We start from the raw sequence: 21190 nt of genomic DNA on the forward strand, positions 1-21190 counted from the left end.
GCCGTACGGGAGTTACCTGGTGAGATGGTCCGGCCCGAAGGCCTGCGGGAGCATCTCCGAGAGCGGCAGGATGCCCGCCGGTGTCTCCACCAGCAGGCCGGGACCGCCGAACTCGTACAGCAGTTGGCGGCAGCGGCCGCACGGGACGAGGATGTCGCCCTTGCCGTCGACGCACGTGAAGTGGGTCAGCCGGCCGCCGCCGGTGCGCTGGAGGTTGGAGACGAGTCCGCACTCGGCGCACAGGCCCAGGCCGTACGACGCGTTCTCCACATTGCAGCCGGAGACCGTGCGGCCGTCGTCGACCCGGGCGGCGACCCCCACGGGATAGCCCGAGTACGGCGCGTACGCGTGGGACATCGCCTCCCGCGCCTCCGCGCGCAGCTCCTCCCAGTCGACGGCCAACTCGGCGGCGGGCGAGGTCACTTGCCCTGTCCCTTCCGGTACGGCAGGCCGTCCGCCTTCGGCATCCGCAGGTGCTGCGCGGACAGCGAGAGCACCAGCAGGGTGACGATGTAGGGGCTGGCGCCGACCAGTTGGGTCGGAACCTGGTCCGTGGTGGCGTACCAGACGAACATCAGGGCCGCGATGACGGCCGTGGCGACGGCGGGGACGTAGCGCTTCTTCCAGACCATGTACGCGCAGCCCGCGACGAGCAGGAAGCCGATCAGCAGGATCAGCGCGTGGACGTTGGTGGCGCCGCCGCGCAGGTTGAGGCTGTCGGTGTAGCCGAACAGGCCCGCGCCGAGGGCGAGTCCGCCCGGCATCCAGTTGCCGAAGATCATCGAGGCGAGGCCGATGTAGCCGCGGCCGCCGGTCTGGCCGTCGAGGTAGACGTTGGACGCGACGATCGACAGGAAGGCGCCGCCGAGACCGGCGAAGCCGCCGGAGATGATCACGGCGATGTACTTGTACTTGTAGACGTTGACGCCCAACGACTCGGCGGCCACCGGGTTCTCACCGCAAGAGCGCAGGCGCAGGCCGAAGGCCGTGCGCCACAGGACCCACCAGGTGGCGGGGACCAGCGCCACCGCGATGACCGTGAGCGGGGAGAGGTCGGTGATCAGACCGCCGATCAGGCCCGCGATGTCCGAGATCAGGAACCAGTGCTTCTCGTTGAGGGTGTCCAGCCAGCTCGACAGTCCCGGGATGTCGAAGGTCCCGAGCGAGTCGATCGGCGGGGACTGCTTGGCGGAGCCCTGCTCGGTGTTGGCGAAGGTGAACTTCGAGAGGTAGCGGGTGGTGCCCAGCGCCAGGATGTTGATGGCGACACCGGAGACGATGTGGTTGACGTTGAACGTCACCGTGGCGATCGCGTGCAGCAGCGCGCCGAGGCAGCCGCCGATGATGCCGAAGACGATGCCGACCCACGGGCCCCACTGGTAGCCGGCCCAGGCGCCGAACCAGGTGCCGAGGATCATCATGCCTTCGAGGCCGATGTTGACGACGCCCGCACGCTCGGCCCAGAGGCCGCCGAGACCGGCGAGGCCGATCGGCACGGCCGCGCGCAGGGCCGTAGACATTTGGCCGGTTGACGTGATGCCGTCCGCGCCCGTGATGAGGCGGACGATCGACGTGAGGATGAGGGCGCCCGCGATGATCAGCAGGAGCACGGGGAGCGAGAAACGGCGGCCGCCCTTGCCGGGCTGCCGCACCTGCGGCTTGGCGATGGTCGCGGTACTCATCGGGCCGCCACCTCCTTCTTCTCGGAGTTGTTGCGGGCGGCCGCGGCGAGTTCCTCGCCGACGCGCTTCTGCTGGCGGCGCAGGCCCCAGGTGCGGACGACCTCGTACGAGATGACGACCGCGAAGACGATCAGGCCCTGCATGATCGTGGCGATCTCCTTCTGGTAGGCGACCGGGGTCGCGTAGTCCAGGGCGGGAGACGCCTTGTCGAGGAAGGCCCAGAGGAGGGCGGCGAGGGCGATGCCGCCCGGGTTGTTGCGGCCGAGGAGGGCGATGCCGATCGCGGTGAAGCCCAGGCCCTCGGGGAAGGTGAGGCTGTAGGTGTGGCTGTCGCCGAGCAGCAGCGGCAGACCGGCGAGGCCGGCGACACCGCCGGAGATCAGCATCGCGGTGAGCGTCATGCGCTTGGCGTCGACGCCGGAGGCCGCGGCGGCCGACTCGGACTCGCCGGTGGCACGCAGGTCGAAGCCGAAGCGGGTGCGGTTGAGGACGAGCCAGTACAGGACGCCCATGATCACCGCGAGGAAGACCAGGCCGTAGATCTCGCCGACGTCCGAGCCCATGTCGATGCCCGGGATCCAGCCGGACTTCTTCATGATGCCGGTCGTCATGTTGTTGCCGACCTGCACACCCCACGTGTTGGTCTGCGTGAGGTAGAGGATCAGGCTGGTGGCGATCGCGTTGAGCATGATCGTCGCGACGACCTCGCTGACCCCGCGGGTGACCTTGAGGACACCCGCGATCCCGGCCCAGAAGGCGCCGGTGAGGATGGCGACCAGGAGCAGCAGCGGCACCTGGAGGACGGCCGGCAGGCCCACGTGCGCGCCGACGACCGCGGTCATCACGGCGCCGAGGCGGTACTGACCGTCGACGCCGATGTTGAACAGGTTCATCCGGAAGCCGAGGGCGACCGCCAGGGCGGCGATGTAGTACATCGACGCCTGGTTGATGATCAGGACCTGGACGTCGGAGTACCCGATCTGCTGGAGCATCAGGTTGTACGGCTCGATCGGGTTCTTGCCCGAGGCGAGCAGCACGACCGAGGTCAGCAGGATCGCGGCGACCAGCGCCATGACCGGTCCGGCCACGGCGAGGAGCACGCGCTCCTTGTCGAACTTCTTCATCGGGCCTCGTCCTCCGGGGCGGCGGTGTCGTCCGCGTTCTCTACGGTGCTGTCCGCGCCGTTTTCTACGGTGCTCTCCGCGCCGTCCGCTGCTTCCTCGACGTGTTCGAGGTGACCGGACGCGGCGCCGGTCATGGCCGAGCCGAGTTCCTCGGGGGTGACGGTGGCCGGGTCGGCGTCGGCGACCAGCCTGCCGTCGTAGATCACGCGCAGGGTGTCCGACAGGCCGATCAGCTCGTCGAGGTCGGCGGAGATCAGCAGCACGGCCAGGCCCTCGCGGCGGGCCGCGCGGACGTGGTCCCAGATCGCGGCCTGCGCGCCGACGTCCACACCGCGGGTGGGGTGGGCGGCGATCAGGAACTTCGGCGTGTGGCTCATCTCTCGGCCGACGATCAGCTTCTGCTGGTTGCCGCCGGAGAGGGAGGCGGCGGTGACGTCGATGCCGGGGGTGCGGACGTCGTACTCCTCGACGATCCGGCGGGTGTCGGCCTGGGCGCCCTTGATGTCCAGCCAGACGCCCTTGGAGTTGGGCGTCTCGGTGACGTGGCCGAGGATGCGGTTCTCCCAGAGCGGGGCTTCCAGGAGGAGGCCGTGGCGGTGGCGGTCCTCGGGGATGTAGCCGATGCCGTGCTCGCGACGCCTGCGGGTGGCCCAGGGCGTGATGTCCTCGCCGAGGAAGGAGATGGTGCCGGAGTCGGCGTTCTTCAGGCCGATCAGCGCGTCGATCAGTTCGGTCTGGCCGTTGCCCTCGACGCCGGCGATGCCCATGACCTCACCGGCGTGGATGGTGAAGGTGACGTCGTCCAGGACGCGCTTGGCGGTGCCGCCGGGGGCGAGCTCGCCGAGGAGTCCGCCGCCCACCGGCTCCGACTCGGCGCCGAGGGAGGCGCCGCCGTCGGCATAGACGGTGAGGCCCTCGACCTCGATGACGGGCTGGTCGGTGACCGTGGACTCCGCCGTCTCGGGGGTGGGGAGTTCGCTGCCGACCATCATCTCGGCGAGCTGACGGGGGGTGGTCGCGGAGGGGACGGCCGTGCCCACGGTCGTACCGCGCCGGATGACCGTGATCTCGTCGGCGACGGAGAGGACCTCGCCGAGTTTGTGCGAGATGAAGATGACCGCGAGGCCCTCGGACTTCAGCTCGCGCAGGTTGCTGAAGAGGGCGTCGACCTCCTGCGGGACCAGGACGGCGGTGGGCTCGTCCAGGATCAGGGTGCGGGCGCCGCGGTAGAGGACCTTGAGGATCTCGACGCGCTGGCGCTCGGCGACGCCGAGGTTCTCGACGAGGACGTCCGGGCGGACGTTCAGGCCGTAGCGGTCGGAGATCTCCTTGATCTTCTTGCGGGCGCCGCCGCCGATGCCGTGCAGCTTCTCGCTGCCCAGGACGACGTTCTCCAGGACGGTGAGGTTGTCGGCGAGCATGAAGTGCTGGTGGACCATGCCGATGCCGCGGGCGATGGCGTCGGCGGGGGACGAGAAGGTGACGAGCTCGCCGTCGACGGCGATCGTGCCCTCGTCCGGCTTCTGCATGCCGTAGAGGATCTTCATCAGGGTCGACTTGCCGGCGCCGTTCTCGCCGACGAGGGCGTGCACGGTGCCTTTTCGGACACTGAAGCGGATGTCGCTGTTGGCGACGACACCCGGGAACCGCTTGGTGATCCCCACCAGCTCGACCGCGATCGTCGACTGATCGCCGAGTGGAGGGTTGCTGGACGCGTCGATGGCGAACTCTCCTCGTGGAAAGGGGCCTCTCTACGCGCGTAGCGCCCCTGCTTTAAATAGTGCCCGGACCTGATCGTTTTTTGTCTGGCATCCGATCCGTTCCGAGCATTCTGCCGCGCGAACGGGGCGTGAGGAGACATCCTCCCCACACCCCGTTCCGTGGCCGTAACGCTGTCATTACAGCGCTCTTTTGGCCATGGTCGTGACTGGCCTAGAACCAACGGTTCAGGAGGTCTTGACCTTGATCGAGCCGTCCTTGATGCCCGCCTCGGCCTTCGCGAGGGCGGCCTGGAGCGTGGCGTTGTTCTTGAAGGTCGGGTTCGAGTCGGCCAGGCCGACCGCGCCGTTGCTCAGGGAGCCGCGGATCTCGCCGCTCAGGGGCTTCTTGTCCTTGATGACGGACTTGGAGAGGTCGTAGACCGCGCCCGCGACGTTCTTCAGCGCCGAGGTGAGGATGTACGGCTTGTACTTGGCCAGCGCGGCCTGGTTGTACTGGTCCGAGTCGACACCGATCGCCCACACCTTGTGCGCGGCGGCGGACTTGATGACGCCCTGGCCGGAGAGACCGGCGGCCGCGTAGACGACGTCCGCGCCGGCCTCGATCTGACCGTCGGCGGCGGCCTCGCCCTTGTCGGGGCTGGAGAAGCCACCCTGGGCGGCGGTCTGGGTCAGGTACTGCGACTTGACCGTGACGCCCTTCTTGGTGTCCTTGACGCCCTGCTCGAAGCCCGCCGCGAACTTGTGGATCAGCGGGACGTCCACGCCGCCGATGAAGCCGACGGTGTTCGACTTCGTGGTGAGCGCGGCGGTGACGCCGGCCAGGTACGAGGACTGCTCCTCGTGGAAGACCATGTCGGCCACGTTCGAGGCCGTGATGGTGTTGTCGTCGATGATGCCGAAGGTGATCTTCGGGAACTTCGCGGCGGCTTCCTTGACGGCGGGGGCGTAGGCGAAGCCGACACCGATCACCGGGTTGTAGCCGGACCTGGCGAGGGTCTCCAGGCGCTGCACCTTGTCCGCGTCGGACTCGTTGTCCTGCGGCTCGACGTCGCGACCGCTGACGCCGAAGTCCTTCTCGGCCTTCACGAGACCCGCGTAGGCGGCGTCGTTGAAGGACTGGTCACCCTTGCCGCCGACGTCGTAGGCAAGACCAATACCCTTGGACGTGCCGGAACTGCTGCTGCTGGAGCTGGACTCGCTGGACGAGCTGCCGCAGGCGGAGACGGTTACTGCAAGAGCTGCGGTTGCAACGCCTGCAACCGCGATTCGGGACACCCGGCGCATGGAACGAGACTCCTTCGTGCAAGCGCCCAAACCAGGCGCTGGTTCCGCCGCAGCGTAACGCGCGTAGACCAGACGGAAAACCCCATCTGTCCGGTCCGTTATAGAGCTGTGGCCACAGATGGTGGCCAGCGTACGGACAGCCTGGCGCCCCTTGCGGGAGGCAGGTCCGGGGCGTCGATCTCCCGTCGTCCGCCCGGAGGGCGGGCCGCGCGGCGTCTGGTGCGTGCGATCGCAAGGCGCCGGGGCGTCCTCGTGGCGGAGCCACGTGGGCGTTTCGGCAACGCGGCGAGCGTGCGTGCCAGGCGTCGCGCGGCAGACGGGAGATCGACGCCCCGGACCTAGGTGCGCCAGGCTGCAACGATGCCCGTAGGGGCTAGTTTTTCCGCTCTCTTACGGCGTTCCAGCGCGCCGTGACAAACCGTCGTCCTACTTCGTGTTGACGGTGATCTTGCCGGAGACGATGTCCGCCTTGGCCTTGTCCACCGCGGCGACGGCGGCGGTCATGGCCTTGTACTTCGGGTTGGTGTCGGAGAAGCCGACGCCGTCGTTGTCGAGGCCGTAGCGGACCACGCCGGTCTTGGGCTTGCCCTCGTAGACGGACTTCACCAAGTCGTAGACCGCGCCGCCGACGTTCTTCAGGGCCGAGCCGAGGATCGCGTCCTTGTACTTGGCGAGCGCCTTCTGCTCGTACTGGTCGGAGTCCACGCCGATGGCCCACACGCCCTTGGCGGAGGCCTCGGAGATGACGCCCTGGCCGGAGAGACCGGCGGCGGCGTACAGGACGTCCGCGCCCGCGTCGATCTGGCCGCTCGCCGCGTCCTTGCCCTTGTCGGGGCTGGAGAAGCCGCCCTGGGCCGCGGTCTGCGTCAGGTACTGCGACTCGATCTTGATGCTCGGGTTGACGGACTTGGCGCCCTGGTCGAAGCCGGCCTCAAACTTGTGGATGAGGGGGACGTCCACGCCGCCGATGAACCCGATGTGGTTCTTCTTGGTGGCCTTGGCCGCGGCGACGCCCGCGAGGTACGAGGACTGCTCCTCGTGGAAGACCAGGTCGGCCACGTTGGCGGCCTTGATGGTCTCGTCGTCGATGATGCCGAAGGTGATGTTCGGGAACTTCGCCGCGGCCTCCTTGACGGCCGGCGCGTAGGCGAAGCCGACGCCGATCACCGGGTTGTAGCCGGCCGTGGCCAGGCTCTCCAGGCGCTGGACCTTGTCCGCGTCGGACTCGTTGTCCTGCGGCTCGATGTCGCGGCCGGTGAGCTTGAAGTCCTTCTCGGCCTTCTGCAGACCCGCGTACGCGGCGTCGTTGAAGGACTGGTCGCCCTTGCCGCCGACGTCGTAGGCGAGGCCGATGCCCTTGCCCGTGTACTTGCCGGACGAGGACGAGGAACTGTCACTCGCCTTGTCGGCGTCCTTGCTGGAGCTACCGCAGGCGGTCGCCGCGAGGGCGATGACCGTGACGGCCACCGCAGCTTGGGAGAACTTCGTCCTCCGAGATGTCTGACGCACAGCAAGCACTCCTTCGTCCCCACGGCACCGTCACCGGACCGCTTCCCCAAGCCGCCGCCTCTGTGGCGATTTCCGCGCACAGTAACGCGCGTAGACGAGGAGGGGAACGGGGTTTCTCCTTGCCGTTACCGGATCGTGCCGCCGCCGCGTTACGTTCACGCGCCGGTGGTTACACCCGGGTGACACAAGGGGACGTAGGGGTACCGAACGGGCACCCTCACGCCCCCGCCGTGCTCAGATCGCGCCGTCGATCAATGCCGCCGCGGTGAACAGCTCCACGCCGACCGTGATCGCGGACTCGTCGGCATCGAAGTCGCCCTGGTGGAGGTCCCGTACGGTCCGCTCCCCCGGGGTGCGGACGCCGAGCCGGGCCATGGCGCCGGGCACGTGCTCCAGGTACCAGGAGAAGTCCTCGCCGCCCAGGCTCTGCTCGGTGTCCTCGACGGAGAGGGGCCCGCGCCGTGCGGTCATCGCGTCGCGGAGCAGCTCGGTGACGAGCGCGTCGTTGACGACGGGCGGCACCCCGCGGACGTAGGTGATCGCGGACTTGGCCCGGTGCAGCCCGGCGACCTCGTCGATGACGGCGTGCACGACGTCGGGCGCCTGCCGCCAGGCGTCGAGATCGAGACACCGTACGGTGCCGGAGAGCTCGGCGTGCTGCGGGATGACGTTGGGGGCGTGGCCGGACTCGATGCGCCCCCAGGTCACGGACACCCCGCTCCGGGCGTCCATCCTTCGGGCGACGATCGCGGGCACGTCGGTGGCGACGCGGGCGGCGGCGGTCACGAGGTCGGTGGTGAGGTGCGGCCGGGCGGTGTGGCCGCCGGGGCCGTCCAGGGAGACCTCCAGCCGGTCGCAGGCGGAGGTGATGGGGCCGATGCGCAGTCCGATCCGCCCGCTGTCGACCTTGGGGTCGCAGTGCACGGCGATGATCCGGCCGACCCCGTCCAGCACCCCGCACTCGATGGCGTCGGTGGCACCGCCGGGCAGGACCTCCTCGGCGGGCTGGAAGAGCAGCCGTACGGCACGCGGCAGCAGGCCCTGCTCGTGCAGCCGGGCCAGCACGAGGCCGGCGCCGAGGACGACGGTGGTGTGGATGTCGTGGCCGCAGGCGTGGGCGCGGTCGGGCACGGTGGAGCGGTACGCGCACTCACTCTTCGTGTCCGGGATGGGCAGGGCGTCGATGTCGGCGCGGAGCGCGAGCATCGGTACGGCGGTGTCGCGGGGTCCGATGTCACAGACGAGCCCGGTGCCCATGGCGAGGACTCGGGGTTCGAGACCGGCCAGCTCCAGCCGCGCCTTGATCGCCGCGGTGGTCCGGAACTCCTGGTTGCCCAGCTCGGGGTGCATGTGCAAGTCCCGCCGGAACGCGACGAGTTCGGCACGCAAGGTCTCCGACAGGGTGCCCGGAAGCACATTCCCGACGGACTCGACCTCGGACTCTGCCTCGGACTCTGGTGACATCAATTGCTTCACCCTCTGAAGGGTAGGGCGCCCGGGTGGTCAACTGACCCTCGATCAACAAAAGTTCAACCCGTTAGTCGAAGAAAATCTGACCGCCGGCCGCATAGCTGTCTGTGGAGATGGGTAAACTCCCCGCCTCTTCTGGGATACCACGCCTCACGACAGCCCAGCTCGCCCCGTCCGCATCCCGGAATCCGCACTGCCGCACACCAGCACAAACACCGCTACGCAGCGTGAGATTCCCGGTCGCGTGTCCCCTGGGTGGGTCCCTTGGTAGGGTCCGCCGACGTGACCGACCCGAACGCGGATTCCGCCGCGGACTTCATAGAGGCCACCCGCTCCTCCTACGACGCGATCGCGCCCGCGTACGGCGCCGAGCATCCCGACAGCCTCGTCGAGAGCCCCCTCGACCGCTCACTGCTGACCGCCTTCGCCGACCTGGTCCGTACGGCGGGCGAGGCGCCGGTGGCCGACGTGGGCAGCGGCCCCGGATACGTGACGGCGCGCCTGAACGCCCTCGGCCTGCCGGCCTTCGGCATCGACATCTCACCTCGCATGGTGGCGCTGGCCCGCGAGGCGCATCCCCAACTCCGGTTCGAGGTGGGCTCGATGACGTCCCTGGACGTACCGGACGGAACGCTGGGCGGCGTCGTGGCGCTCTACTCCACGATCCACATCCCGGACGACCGCCTGCCCGGCGTCTTCGCGGAGTTCCACCGGGCCCTGCGGCCGGGCGGCCACGTCCTGCTCGGCTTCCAGGCCGCCGACGACGAACACCTGCACCTGTCGGAGCGCTACGGCCAGGACATCTCGCTGGACTACTACTTCCGCACTCCGGCCACGGTCGCCTCGTTCCTCACACAGGCGGGCCTGCATCTGTACGCCGAGGTCCTCCGCAAACCCCAGGAGGAGGAGAAGCGGCCGCGGGCCTTCATCCTGGCCTACAAGCCCCCGGCGGCCGACTGAGATGTGACGGTGAGCGGCAACGCCATGCCGTGCACGGTGACACCGTCACCCCCGCACGTGAACACGTCCTGCTCCAAGTCCCGCAGGTCCTGGGCGAGTTGACGCGCGACGGCCGGGATCAGCGGATCCCGGCCACTGCCGATCCGGACGCCCACCGGGCTCCTGGCCACCGGATCGCGCTCACCGAACCAGTCGACGCCCTACGCCGCCGTAACCGCCGACAACCGATGCACATCCCGAGCCGTCCCCGTAACCCCCGACAAAAACCCCTGCGCCCGAGGCGAGGCGTTCTCGGTCAGCCACGCCGGGTCGATGTCGCACACCGCGACGCGGACCTCCGTGCCCACCAGCGCCAGCGGCAACGTATGCACGACCGTCGACGGGAAGCTGAGGATCGTGCGGCCGATGGGGCCCCTGCGGGCGATCAGCTCCAGGGGCAGGTCGGGGCGGACGATCTCCAGGCCCGTTTCGACCGCCAACCGGTGGAGTTTCTCCGTGCTTTCGCGGCGGTGGGCGAAGTAGCGGGTCGCGCCGTGGGTCTTGGCCAGGGCGGAGACCGCTTCCAGGTAGCGGTCGTTGTCGACAACTCCCGTTTCCACCAAGGACGTTCCGACCATGTCCGCGCCCTTGGTGATCCGGGGCGGGCCGAAGGTGGCGCGGGTCCAGGCGAAGGCGTTGGGCGTGATCGTGACGCCCTCGGGGGTCGTCTCGATCGGCATCGACGAGAAGATCTCCACCGTGCGGCGGGCGCTCGGGGTCAGGCGGCGGCGGGCCGCCGAGGAGACCGGGGCGAAGATCAGGTCGCGGGGGCCGGGGCGGCCGCCCTTGCGGTGCCAGCGGACCAGGCGTTCGCCGCTGGCGAGTTGGGCGACGAACTCCATCGTCGCGGTGCCGTCGTCGACCACCACCAGCTCGCGCGCCTTGGTGATCGTCAGCAGGAGCTGTACATAGCGGGAGAACGGGTCGCCCATCACGATCCGGTCCGCCTTGCGGAGGAGCCGGGTGAGGCCGCCGATCGTCTGGAAGGGGGCCGCGGGTCCGCCCCGCGCCTCCTCCCAGCGGACGGTGTGGCCTTCGTCGCGGGCGAGGTCGGCCATGCGGCGCAGCTGGCCGCGGGTCATCGGGTCGGTCGGCGACAGGACCACGAGGGTGAGCCCCCCGCCGGCTGCCGCCTCGGCCCTGGGCGCACGGAGGTGCGCCCACTCCAGCACGTTCAGAAGCTGTACCGGACTCTCCACGAACGCGAGAGTGTGGGGGGTGAGGCCGGCAGTGCCGGCGTGGGGGCTCATTGTCGTACGACCGTCCCGTGACCGTAAGTGACGCTGGCGCTGGCTCTTAATGGCTCAGACTCAGACCGAGACCGGCTCGCCCGCCGCCGCGGCGATCTCCGCCTCGGCGACCACGCCGTTGACGCGGCGCAGCTTCTTCATCGGGCCCAGCTCCGACTCGTAGACCTTCTTGACGCCGTCGCCGAGGGAGGCCTCGATGGTGCGGATGTCGCGGACGAGGCGGGTCAGGCCCTGCGGCTCGACCGACGCGGCCTGGTCCGAGCCCCACATGGCGCGGTCGAGGGTGATGTGACGCTCGACGAAGGTGGCGCCGAGCGCGACCGCGGCGAGGGTGGTCTGGAGGCCCGTCTCGTGACCGGAGTAGCCGATCGGGACGTTCGGGTACTCGGCCTGGAGGGTGTTGATGACGCGGAGGTTGAGCTCCTCGGCCACCGCCGGGTAGGTCGACGTGGCGTGGCACATCAGGATGTTGTCCGAACCGAGGACCTCTACCGCGTGGCGGATCTGCTTCGGCGTCGACATGCCGGTCGAGAGGATGACCGTACGGCCCGTGGCACGGAGGGAGCGCAGGAGCTCGTCGTCCGTGAGGGAGGCGGAGGCGACCTTGTGGGCCGGGACGTCGAACTTCTCCAGGAACGCGACGGCCTCGGTGTCCCACGGGGAGGCGAACCAGTCGATGTTCTTCGACTTGGCGTACTCGTCGATCTGGCGGTACTCGTCCTCACCGAACTCCACGCGGTGGCGGTAGTCGATGTAGGTCATGCGGCCCCAGGGGGTGTCGCGCTCGATGTCCCACTGGTCGCGCGGGGTGCAGATCTCCGGGGTGCGCTTCTGGAATTTGACGGCGTCGCAGCCGGCCTCGGCGGCGGCGTCGATCAGCTTGAAGGCGTTCTCCAGCTCACCGTTGTGGTTGATGCCGATCTCGCCGACGACGTACACGGGCTGGCCGGGTCCTGCGGTCTTCGAACCGAACTGGCGCAGACGGGAGTTGATGCTCATGACAGCGGGTTTCCTTACTTGGTGAGGGAATCGAGAGAGGGGCCGAGGATCCAGCTGGCGATCTCTCGGACAGCGCCGTCGCCACCGGCCACGGTGGTGACCGCGCGTGCGGCGCCGCGTACGACGTCGTGGGCGCTCCCGACCGCCACGGGCCAGCCCACGAGGGCGAAGCACGGGAGGTCGTTGACGTCGTTGCCGACGTAGAGCACGCGCTCCGGCGCGATGCCCTGCTCCTCGCACCACTGCTTGAGTGCGAGGTCCTTCCGGTCGATGCCGTGCAGGACCGGGAGTTGGAGCTTCCGGGCCCGGGCGGCGACGACCGGGTTCTGCTCCGAGGACAGGATCAGCATCTTCAGGCCGCTCTTGCGCAGCGCGGCGATGCCGAGTCCGTCTCCGCGGTGCACGGAGACGAACTCCCGTCCGTCGGAATCGATCAGCACCCTGTCGTCGGTCTGGGTGCCGTCGAAGTCGAGTACGACCGCGTCGATGTCGTCGGCGGTCGGGAGCGAACCGGGGCGGTCCGCATCGAAGAGCGGGGCCAACGCCCTTGCCCTGGCCAGCTCGTGGGGATCGTCGATCTCCAACACGCGGGCGGGGTCGGTCCGTACGAGTTCCGTGCGGCCGAAGAAGCGGTGGCCGACCTTCCGGAAGCCGGCCGCGTCCATGCCGTAGACGGCGCCGGTCTCCAGGAAGTCCTGGGGGCGGTCCTGGCGGCGCGGGCGGAACGACTTGTCGTGGTTGACGCCGTAACCGCCGCTGGTGACAGGGGGGTTGGCGACCTTCGTGGCGCCACCCACTTCGCCCGCCCGCGTCGGCTCGACGACCGTCGTCGCCTCGTCGTCCGCGTCGCGCCACACGAAGCCGTGGAAGGGGGCGACGGTGTGCGCGGTGTCGGCGCCGTTCGCGACGATCGCGTTGACGATGCCGTCGACGTCCTCACGGACGATGAAGGGGCTGGTGCACTGGACGAGGAGGACGACGTCGACCGCGGAGCCGTGCAGCGCCTCGTGGGCGTCCATGGCGTGCAGGACGGCGGCCTCGGAGGTCGCGGTGTCACCGGCGATGGCGGCGGGCCGCAGCACGACCTCGGCGCCGGCCTGGCGGGCGGCGGCGGCGATGGCCTGGTCGTCGGTGGAGACGACCACGTCCGTCACCAGCCGCGAGGCGCGGCACTCGCGCACGGCACGGGCCACCAGCGGTACGCCTCCGACGGGGGCGAGGTTCTTGGCGGGGACGCCCTTGGAGCCGCCGCGCGCGGGGATCACCGCGAGCACCCGGCGCATCGAAGCGCCTTGCCCTGCTTGCGAGTTGGACATGGGCTCTACTCCCATGGAATGTGCTCCTTGAGCGGAAGTCTTGGTGTGCGCGGCTCTGGCGGTCACAGCTCCCCCATCCGGCGGATGACGGGCGCCACGCGCTGCACGCCGTGGCGGTAGGCGCCGCGCGCGGCCCGGCGGACGATCTGCCGGACGGGGCCCGGCGCCTTGTCCGCGGCGGGGGCGCCGGGCAGCGGGGTGCCGTCGGGGCCGAGGTGGTGGCGGGCGAGGATGCCGGGCAGATAGCCGGGGGCGGTCTCGGGCGTGTAGTACGGGGTCAGCGGCGCCATCTCGTCGCCGGCCAGCAGCTTGACGATCCGCTCCCGGGCCGCGTCGAAGGCCGTCTCGTACGACCCTCCCCCAGAGGGGGGACCCCCAGCCATGACGCCCTGCCGGGCCACCCACTCCGCGTCCGGCACCGGCTTGTACCCGGCGTCGAGCTGGTCCCAGGAGGCGAGGCACCCGGAGCCCACGAAGTGGTGGTTGCCGAGCCCCTCGCGGATGCCGAGGTCGGTCAGCACGACGGTGGGGATACGGCGGTGCAGGGACTCCAGGGCGGCCGTGGAGCTGATGGTCACCAGGAGGTCGGTGCGGTCGAGCACGTCGCCCATGTGCCCGTACACCAGGCTGAAGTTGGCGGGGAGGTCCTTGCCCTGGACCAGCTTCTGGTAGGGCAACTCCTCGATGTGCGTGGTGTGTTCGCCCGGCTTGGAGCGGAGCTTGAGCAGCACCTCGCGGTTCGGGTGGAAACGGGCGTGCTGGATGGCCCTGTTGAGCAGGTAGTCGCGGTCCCGGCGGTTGTCGGGCACCGAGGGCTGCACCGCGAAGACGACCGTGTACGGGTCGCGCTCGCCGGTGTAGGTGTCCCCGCCGAGGAACGGCAGGGCGACCTCGGTCACGGAGGAGGAGTCGGCGCCGACCCCGTCGTAGACCGCCTTGAAACGGTCCGCGTCCTGGCGGGAGTTGGCGAGGACGAGGTCCGCGCCGTGCCGCAGCAGCAGACCGTCGGTGAGCTTCTCGTAGACGACGCCGACATAGCCGGTGACGACCACGGGGCGCTTGGTGCGTCCGTCCCAGGCGCGGGCCAGACCGTGCAGCATCGCCTGGACCCCGCCGCCGACGAGGGAGAGCACGAGGATGTCGTACGGCTCCTTCTCCATGGCGCGCAGGAATTCGACGGCGGTCACCTCGCGGAGGGAGTCGGCGGTGACGCCGACTTCCTTCAGCTGGCGGGCTGTTGGGGTGGCACGACCCCGCAGGAGGTACCCGTCCAAAGAGATGTCCGAATTAGGCGGAGCAATGCGGTTCGCGGTGAGCGAACCCCATTTCCACCGGGTGTCGGAATCCGCGAGGACGGCGACTCGCAGGGTCTGCGTTGCACTTGCTGGCACACCGAAGACGCTAGGAAGCCATTCCGTTGTTCGGCCCAACCAGAAGGCAACAAACGGTTAACAGCACACCGCCGAATGGCGAATCAGGGCGTGGTAGGGCGGTAAAAATTCCTGGTTCACAGGTTCGCCACGTGGCGTTCACCCGACATCAAACCAATGGTAAAGACCGATGACGGAGCGCCCTCTAACGTCATGCGGGTGGTCAAGCTCTCCGTCATCGTGCCGTTCTACAACGTGCAGCAATACGCGCCCGACACCCTGAAGAGCCTGCGTGCGAACACACGGGAGGACTTCGAATTCATCTTCGTCGACGACTGTTCGACCGACGAGACCCCTGACATTCTCGCGCGCGCGGAGCGTGAGCTGCCAGGCGTCGTGCATGTCAGACACAAGAAGAACGGAGGGCTGGCGACCGCCCGCAACACCGGCATCGACAAGGCACGTGGCGAGTATCTGACGTTCCTGGACGGCGACGACTGGCTCGCCCCGGACTACTTCCCGCGGCTGCTGGCCGCCATCGAGGAACTCGGCTGCGACTTCGTGCGCACCGACCACGTGGTGTGCACGGCCAAGGCCCGCTCGATCGCCCGGGTTCCGCAGGGCCGGCGGGGTGTGGTGATGAACCCGCGGGACGCGATCCTGCCCGCCGACCGCTCCACCTCCGTGGACTACGCCTACGCCTGGGCGGGCATCTATCACCGCAGACTGGTCGACCGGGGCCTGCTGCACTTCACCGACGGGCTGCGCACGGCCGAGGACCGGCCATGGATCTGGAAGCTGCACCGGGAGGCGGAGTCCTTCGCCACGGTGGGGCTGCTGGGGGTGTTCTACCGGCGCGGGGTCGCCTCGTCGCTGACCCAGATCGGGGATGTCAGGCAGCTCGATTTCATTCGTGCGTTCGACCAGGTAATCGAGGAAACGGCGGCTGACCGCGACGCCGATAAACTGCTGCCCAAAGCGGTGCGCACCTATTGCGCGATCATGGCTCATCATCTCGGATCGATCGAGAGGTTCGAACCCGCCGTGGCTCGAAAACTGCGTTCACTGAGTTCCGCCGCGCTCAAGCGCATGCCCCAGGATGTTCTGGCGGAGGTAATGGACTCGATGGACCCCCAGCGCGCGAGCCGGCTGCGGCGTCTGCGCCGCCGTCCCACCTCGGCCCGGACGGTGGCCGCCTGATGCCCCGCACCACCCAGATCCTGTGCGCGTCGACCCTGTACGGCGCCGCGACCCTGGCCGCCGCGCTGGACGCCGGGCTCCTCGGCGAGGCCGACCGCAGGCTGCTGCTCATCACCAACAACGCGGCGAACCCGGAGACCACCCCGTCGGTGGACACCATGCCGGGCTTCGACCGGCTCCGGGACCGCTTCGACGACGTGCTGTCGTGGAACGCGACCATCTCCCCCTTCCACCCGAGCGGTTGGAGCCCGCGGGGCGACGACGTCCCGATGTGGGAGCGGTACGTACGGCTGCTGTGGCGGCTCGGCGACGACGAGATCCGGCTCGCGGTGGAGTCCGTCCAGGTCAATCCGTCGCTAGCGCTGTGCCAGCTGTTCACCGGCGCCCCGGTCGACGTCTACGCGGACGGCCTCATAAGTTACGGCCCCACGCGCGACAAGATCGACCCGCTGGTCGGCACCCGCATCGAGCGGCTGCTGCACCTCGATCTCGTCCCGGGCCTCACCCCGCTGCTGCTCACCGAGTTCGGCGTCCCGCCGGAGCTGGTCCCAACAGAGGCCTTCCTCAAGGTACTTGGCGAACTCGCCGAGTCCGAGAGCGAGTTGCCCGCCGTGCAGGGTCAACCGGCGCTGCTGCTCGGCCAGTACCTCGCCGCGCTCGGCATCCTCACCGACCAGCAGGAGGAGGAGCTGCATCTGCGCATGGTGCGCGGCGCCGTGGCCCTCGGTCATCGTGAGCTGGTGTTCAAGCCGCACCCCGTGGCGCCCTCCCGCTGGTCGCGTCTCCTGGAGGACGAGGCGAAGAAGCTGGGGGCCCAACTCACCCTGCTGGACCGGCCGGTGCTCGCCGAGGTCGCCTTCCAGCGGATGCGTCCCGCCCTGGTCGTCGGCTGCTTCTCCACCGCGCTGTTCACCGCCGCCGGTCTCTACGACATCCCGGTCGCGCGGGTCGGCACGGACACGCTGCTGGCCCGGCTCGCGCCGTACCAGAACAGCAACCGGGTGCCGCTGACCATCGTGGACGACGTGCTGCCCGACCTCGCCGACAAGAAGGCGGTGACGGACTGGCGGATGCCGTCGGCGGAGCGGGTCGAGGAACTGGCCGGACTTCTCAAGGCAGTTGGCTTCGCGATGCAGCCCAAGATCTACCCCCGGCTGCGCGCGGACGCCGAGCGGTACCTCTCGGCCCACCTCAATCCGCACACCTGGCGCTATTTCAAACGCCGGCGCCTGACCGCGCTGGCGCTGCCCGGGGCCGTACCGGCACAACTGTCGTTCATTCCGCGGAATCAGACGGTCCGGCGCATCGCGCGTCGCGCCCGTGCTTTGTCCGGACGTTAGCGTCCATTCAAATTGTTCATCCGGGCGACATGTAGGAGACCCCTGTGTGTCGCCGGTGAATTGCCTCTCATCCGTCGAACGTTCGTAGCGTCACATCGTTCCCCCGCGGAACAGCCATTCGACGTCGGCTAGAAAGGCCCAGGATGAACGCGGTTGACCAGGCCCTGGCACCCACCCTGCGGGGCCAGGACCCTGGGCAGGACCCGGAGCAGCCACCCGTCGCCCCGCCCCGCCCGCCCCGGGAGAACCGGCTGCGCGCCCTGGACGGACTGCGGCTGCTGGCCGCGCTGATGGTGTGCCTGTACCACTTCACCGGCAAGAACGGCGAGGTCGCGTCCTCCTGGCACCAGTCCCCCGGGAAGATGTTCCCGACCCTGTCCGAGGCGGGGACCTACGGCTCGCTCGGCGTGCAGTTCTTCTTCCTCATCAGCGGCTTCGTGATCTGCATGAGCAGCTGGGGCAAGTCGATGGGCGAGTTCTTCCGCTCCCGCATCGCCCGCCTGTACCCGGCGTACTGGGTGGCCCTGATCCTGGTGGGCACCGCGTCGGTGCTGATGCCGGTGGTCGTCAAACCGCTGCGCTCGGACGAGTTCCTCGTCAACTTCACCATGCTCCAGCAGCCGTTGGGCGTGCCCCGCGTCATCGGCGTGGACTGGACGCTCTGGGTGGAGATGCGGTTCTACCTGTTCTTCGCCCTGTTCGTGATCTGGAAGGGCGTCACCTACCGCCGTGTGGTGACCTTCTGCATCCTGTGGACGTTCGCCGGCTGCTTCGCCCGGGTCGCCGACAACCCGCTGACGACCGAGCTGACGATGCGCGACCACGCGCCGTACTTCATCGGCGGCCTCGCCTTCTACCTGATCTACCGCTACGGCAGCGACCTGCTGCTGTGGGGCATCGTGGGGATGTCCTTCCTGCTGGGTCAGCGCTACTCGGTGACGGCCCTGTGGCACCCGGGCATGACCGGCGACTTCCACCGCAACCCGCATGTGATCCAGGCGATCGTGTTCGTCGCCTTCGCGGCGGTGGCGGCGGTGGCGCTGGGCTGGACGAGCTGGGCGAACTGGAGCTGGCTGACGCTGGCCGGCGCGCTGACGTACCCGTTCTATCTGATCCACGAGCACCTGGGCTGGTTCGCGATCCGCGTCCTGCACCGGGGCTTCGGACTCGGCCCGTACGAGACGCTGGCGCTGACCGTGCCGGGGCTGCTGTGCCTGGCGTATCTGATGCACCGCTTCGTCGAGAAACCGTTCGGGCCACGCCTGAAGCGCACGATGTCGCTCCAGTCGAAGCAACTGGCGGCGAAGCTCGGCAAGTAGCCGCCGCACCGAGCAACAGAAGGGCCCCTCGACCGATGTGCCGGTCGAGGGGCCCTTCCCGTGTGCCCTCGTGTGCCCTGCGTGTCTCAGGCCTGCGCGGCCCGGATACGGCGCACCACGCGCCGTACGGTCGGGTTCCTGCGCAGCGACTCCGCGCGGACCGCGCTGCCGCCGGGCAGGCGGAGGCTGGTCAGGCGGCGCTTCTTGAAGTACTGCGGGTACTCGTCGAGGTGGACGGCGAGCCAGGCCGCCACCTCGTCGCGCATCGCATGGTGCTTCAGGGCCTGCATGCAGTAGCCGACGGCCCGCACCAGCGGCGCCAACTCCTCGGCCAGGGCGCCCAGTTCGAGCGGCTGACCGACCTTGTCCTTCTCGGCGTCCGGCAGGATCGCGTCGATGACGGTGAGCGGGATGCGGTTGCTGTTCTCGTACGGCGTGATGCGTTCGAGGAGCAGTCCGGTACCGACGCGGGCGACGGGGATGTCGTAGAGCGCGGCGGCCGTCATCAGCGCCGTGGAGAAGCAGCCGATGACCAACTGCGGGCGGAGGTAGGCGAAGACGGTCTCGGCGAGGACCGGCTCGCGCAACACCGTGAGGCGGACGCCGAGTTGGTCGGCGGTCTGCTCAAGTGACGTGCTGTAGACGGCGGGTGCGCTGGGGTGGGGCTTGAACAGGACGTCCTGGTGGCCCGCCTTCGCCGCGGCGCGCAGCATGCGGACGTGCAACTGCTCCTCCTCGTCCTGGGTGATCAGGTCGATGGCGGAGAGGTACTGGCCCAGCATCACGGCCGTGGGCCGGTTCTCCTGGGGCAGCCTGTCGGCGAGGATCGAGGCGCCCTCCTCGCCGATCTGGGCGAGGACGTCGACGATCGCCTCGTTCGGGACGGGCTGCGGCTCGACGCCGTACTCGGACAGCAGCATCGGGCGCAGCCCGGGTATCAGGTCGAGGTGCAGCACGCGGGCGATGCGGCTGTTCAGGTTGTGCGGGATGCGGTTGCGGGTGGGGCCGTAGCTCATCAGGCCGTCCGCGTACACGTGCACCGGGCTGTCGGCGAAGATGTCGGCGACCGCGCGGGAGGGGTTGGCCTGGATGGACTCGCAGGCGATCTCCACGTCCTCGTCACCGAGGTTCCAGGCCAGGCGTACGGCCTTCTCCCACAGGGCCGCGTCCTGGGCGCGCGGGGACCAACCGGCCGGGTGGAACGGGGAGATGAACTCGTTCCACGAGCGGACCTCGTCGAACTCGGGGCGCAGCTTCTCGAAGCCGGGCATCCGGTCCAGCGGAGTGCCGACCTCGGGCACGGCGGCCGTGTTGCTGACCACCAGGATGCGGCGGTGGGCCGCGCGCGGGCCGAAGAAGCCGGCGCGGATCGCGGCGGTGACGGTCGCGGCGGCGTACTGCGTGGCCGAGAAGAAGATCTGTGTCGTGCCGCCGCTCATGCCGCGACTCCCTTCATGCCACCGCGGATGCGCCGCAGCGTGTGCACGCGTTCCTCGCCCATGCCGACGAGCGCTTCGTTGAGTTCGGTCTCCGTCATCCGGCCGAGCGCCTCGGCGGCCATCTGCCGCAGCTTGGCGTGCACGCTGCGCTCGAAGCGGCCCCGGTCCAGGAGCTGGTGGGCGATGACGACGCAGTAGTTGCGCAGCGCCTTCTTCCTCAGTTTCGCGGCTTCCGGGTCGTCGGCGAGTTCGGCGAGGACCAGGTCGAAGGAGCGGAAGAAGTCCAGCTGGCGGACGTCGCCGATCTGGGTCAGCGAACCGGCCAGGCCCCGGCGGTAGAAGACCCCGCGCAGGCTGGCGGCGACGTAGGACTCCGCCTTGCGGTGCAGTTCCCAGATCCAGGGGCGGTCCTCGGCGGTGCGCAGGCCGTCGTGGAAGCGCAGCAGGCCGCGGTCGAGGAGGCGGCGGTGGTAGATGCCGGCCCAGGCGTACGGGTAGTCGACCATCGTCGTGTCGTCGACGGGGAGGATCGAGCTGCGCGGGTCGAGCGGGGTGTGCCGGCGGCCCTCCGGGGAGCGCTGGATGGCGCGCTCGACGCCGGTGACCGTGACGTGGTCGGTGCGCACGAAGTCGACGTCGAAGCGCTCGATGACGTCGACGAGGTCGGCGAGATAGCCGGGCGCGAGCCAGTCGTCGCCGTCGAGGAACGTGAGGTAGCGGCCCTCGGCCTCGTCGATCCCGGTGTTGCGGGCGGTGGCCAGACCGCCGTTCTTCTCGTGCCGGACGACCCTGCTGTTCGGCAGCCGCTTCGTCAGCTCCAGGAGAGCCTCATAGGTCTTGTCCTTGGTCGAGCGGTCCTCGACGAACAGGAACTCGAACTCGTCCCGCGCATTGTTGATCAGGCTGGTCACCGTTTCCGGGACATAGGCCTCGATGTTGTAGCAAGGGACGATCACGGACAGTGTTGGGGGGCGGTTGGTCACGCGTACACCTGGGCTCTCTCCGGGGCGGATTCTTGTGACCGTAGGAGATGTTCGAGCCCGGATATCAACCCTGCCGGGGCCAACAGGTGAACGCGAAGTTACGGGCCGCCCTCCATTTACAAATACCCGCTCCAGGACGCATCCCGAACCCTCCTTCGGGGATCCAACGTTCGAATGAACGTCCG

General features: G+C 69.1%; 18 protein-coding genes. 4 read left to right on the forward strand and 14 right to left on the reverse strand.

Features of this window, described 5'->3' with window-relative positions; translation table 11 throughout:
- Window positions 1–12: 12 nt before the first annotated feature.
- From ACIBK4_RS05570 to ACIBK4_RS05600, 7 genes are all read right to left on the reverse strand, one after another.
- Window positions 13–423 (reverse strand): cytidine deaminase, encoded by a 411-nt coding sequence (locus ACIBK4_RS05570; protein ID WP_398992363.1) that lies wholly within the window; start codon window positions 421–423, stop codon window positions 13–15.
- Complete coding sequence (locus tag ACIBK4_RS05575; RefSeq protein ID WP_398992365.1) at window positions 420–1682, reverse strand: ABC transporter permease; 1263 nt, start codon at window positions 1680–1682, stop codon at window positions 420–422. The genes ACIBK4_RS05570 and ACIBK4_RS05575 overlap by 4 nt, the downstream gene beginning before the upstream one ends.
- The gene (locus ACIBK4_RS05580) at window positions 1679–2806 is read right to left on the reverse strand and encodes an ABC transporter permease (protein ID WP_366431224.1); all 1128 of its coding nucleotides are present in this window, start codon (window positions 2804–2806) and stop codon (window positions 1679–1681) included. The genes ACIBK4_RS05575 and ACIBK4_RS05580 overlap by 4 nt, the downstream gene beginning before the upstream one ends.
- A complete protein-coding gene (locus ACIBK4_RS05585) occupies window positions 2803–4485 on the reverse strand; it encodes an ABC transporter ATP-binding protein (RefSeq protein WP_398992965.1) in 1683 nt (560 codons plus the stop codon). Before ACIBK4_RS05585 ends, ACIBK4_RS05580 begins: the two co-directional genes overlap by 4 nt.
- A gap of 267 nt (window positions 4486–4752) precedes the next feature.
- Window positions 4753–5811 carry a BMP family protein gene (locus ACIBK4_RS05590; protein WP_398992367.1) on the reverse strand — a complete coding sequence of 353 codons (1059 nt, stop codon included), beginning with the start codon at window positions 5809–5811 and terminating at the stop codon, window positions 4753–4755.
- 426 nt (window positions 5812–6237) lie between these two features.
- Complete coding sequence (locus tag ACIBK4_RS05595) at window positions 6238–7278, reverse strand: BMP family protein (RefSeq protein ID WP_398992967.1); 1041 nt, start codon at window positions 7276–7278, stop codon at window positions 6238–6240.
- Between the two features lie 276 nt (window positions 7279–7554).
- Window positions 7555–8784 carry an amidohydrolase gene (locus ACIBK4_RS05600; protein ID WP_398992369.1) on the reverse strand — a complete coding sequence of 410 codons (1230 nt, stop codon included), beginning with the start codon at window positions 8782–8784 and terminating at the stop codon, window positions 7555–7557.
- A gap of 288 nt (window positions 8785–9072) precedes the next feature.
- Between ACIBK4_RS05600 and ACIBK4_RS05605 the strand changes: the two genes are divergently transcribed.
- Window positions 9073–9750, forward strand: coding sequence for a class I SAM-dependent DNA methyltransferase (locus ACIBK4_RS05605; RefSeq protein WP_398992371.1), 678 nt, complete (start codon window positions 9073–9075; stop codon window positions 9748–9750).
- Here ACIBK4_RS05605 and ACIBK4_RS05610 read toward each other — a convergent pair.
- The 5 genes from ACIBK4_RS05610 to ACIBK4_RS05630 form a co-directional block, all read right to left on the reverse strand.
- The gene (locus tag ACIBK4_RS05610) at window positions 9726–9920 is read right to left on the reverse strand and encodes a hypothetical protein (RefSeq protein ID WP_398992373.1); all 195 of its coding nucleotides are present in this window, start codon (window positions 9918–9920) and stop codon (window positions 9726–9728) included. The genes ACIBK4_RS05605 and ACIBK4_RS05610 overlap by 25 nt on opposite strands.
- 30 nt (window positions 9921–9950) lie before the next feature.
- Window positions 9951–11039, reverse strand: a complete 1089-nt coding sequence (locus tag ACIBK4_RS05615) for a hypothetical protein (protein WP_398992375.1) — start codon at window positions 11037–11039, stop codon at window positions 9951–9953.
- Window positions 11040–11099: 60 nt separating this feature from the next.
- Complete coding sequence (locus ACIBK4_RS05620; RefSeq protein ID WP_390157717.1) at window positions 11100–12038, reverse strand: N-acetylneuraminate synthase family protein; 939 nt, start codon at window positions 12036–12038, stop codon at window positions 11100–11102.
- Between the two features lie 14 nt (window positions 12039–12052).
- Window positions 12053–13354: a cytidylyltransferase domain-containing protein gene (locus ACIBK4_RS05625; RefSeq protein WP_398992969.1), complete on the reverse strand. Its 1302-nt coding sequence runs from the start codon at window positions 13352–13354 to the stop codon at window positions 12053–12055.
- A 62-nt stretch (window positions 13355–13416) separates the two neighbouring features.
- Window positions 13417–14745 (reverse strand): DUF6716 putative glycosyltransferase, encoded by a 1329-nt coding sequence (locus ACIBK4_RS05630; protein ID WP_398992377.1) that lies wholly within the window; start codon window positions 14743–14745, stop codon window positions 13417–13419.
- Between the two features lie 198 nt (window positions 14746–14943).
- Between ACIBK4_RS05630 and ACIBK4_RS05635 the strand changes: the two genes are divergently transcribed.
- From ACIBK4_RS05635 to ACIBK4_RS05645, 3 genes are all read left to right on the forward strand, one after another.
- Window positions 14944–15924, forward strand: coding sequence for a glycosyltransferase family 2 protein (locus tag ACIBK4_RS05635; protein ID WP_398992379.1), 981 nt, complete (start codon window positions 14944–14946; stop codon window positions 15922–15924).
- Window positions 15924–17264 (forward strand): polysialyltransferase family glycosyltransferase, encoded by a 1341-nt coding sequence (locus ACIBK4_RS05640; RefSeq protein ID WP_398992381.1) that lies wholly within the window; start codon window positions 15924–15926, stop codon window positions 17262–17264. Before ACIBK4_RS05635 ends, ACIBK4_RS05640 begins: the two co-directional genes overlap by 1 nt.
- 143 nt (window positions 17265–17407) lie before the next feature.
- Window positions 17408–18583 (forward strand): acyltransferase, encoded by a 1176-nt coding sequence (locus ACIBK4_RS05645; RefSeq protein WP_366431215.1) that lies wholly within the window; start codon window positions 17408–17410, stop codon window positions 18581–18583.
- Window positions 18584–18669: 86 nt separating this feature from the next.
- Here the strand turns inward: ACIBK4_RS05645 and ACIBK4_RS05650 are convergent, their stop codons facing one another.
- Window positions 18670–20022: a polysialyltransferase family glycosyltransferase gene (locus ACIBK4_RS05650; RefSeq protein WP_398992383.1), complete on the reverse strand. Its 1353-nt coding sequence runs from the start codon at window positions 20020–20022 to the stop codon at window positions 18670–18672.
- Entirely contained in the window at window positions 20019–21005 is a 987-nt protein-coding gene (locus ACIBK4_RS05655) for a glycosyltransferase family 2 protein (RefSeq protein WP_393761881.1), read from the reverse strand. The genes ACIBK4_RS05650 and ACIBK4_RS05655 overlap by 4 nt, the downstream gene beginning before the upstream one ends.
- Window positions 21006–21190 lie beyond the last annotated feature (185 nt).

The organism is Streptomyces sp. NPDC050528 (assembly GCF_044457795.1).
Classification (GTDB): domain Bacteria; phylum Actinomycetota; class Actinomycetes; order Streptomycetales; family Streptomycetaceae; genus Streptomyces.

Coding starts and splice junctions, on each gene's coding strand:
- ACIBK4_RS05600 (WP_398992369.1), bottom strand. CDS start 8,784: ATGTCACCAGAGTCCGAGGCAGAGTCCGAGGTCGAGTCCGTCGGGAAT.
- ACIBK4_RS05615 (WP_398992375.1), bottom strand. CDS start 11,039: ATGAGCCCCCACGCCGGCACTGCCGGCCTCACCCCCCACACTCTCGCG.
- ACIBK4_RS05650 (WP_398992383.1), bottom strand. CDS start 20,022: ATGAGCGGCGGCACGACACAGATCTTCTTCTCGGCCACGCAGTACGCC.
- ACIBK4_RS05645 (WP_366431215.1), top strand. CDS start 17,408: ATGAACGCGGTTGACCAGGCCCTGGCACCCACCCTGCGGGGCCAGGAC.
- ACIBK4_RS05640 (WP_398992381.1), top strand. CDS start 15,924: ATGCCCCGCACCACCCAGATCCTGTGCGCGTCGACCCTGTACGGCGCC.
- ACIBK4_RS05590 (WP_398992367.1), bottom strand. CDS start 5,811: ATGCGCCGGGTGTCCCGAATCGCGGTTGCAGGCGTTGCAACCGCAGCT.
- ACIBK4_RS05580 (WP_366431224.1), bottom strand. CDS start 2,806: ATGAAGAAGTTCGACAAGGAGCGCGTGCTCCTCGCCGTGGCCGGACCG.
- ACIBK4_RS05620 (WP_390157717.1), bottom strand. CDS start 12,038: ATGAGCATCAACTCCCGTCTGCGCCAGTTCGGTTCGAAGACCGCAGGA.
- ACIBK4_RS05625 (WP_398992969.1), bottom strand. CDS start 13,354: ATGTCCAACTCGCAAGCAGGGCAAGGCGCTTCGATGCGCCGGGTGCTC.
- ACIBK4_RS05575 (WP_398992365.1), bottom strand. CDS start 1,682: ATGAGTACCGCGACCATCGCCAAGCCGCAGGTGCGGCAGCCCGGCAAG.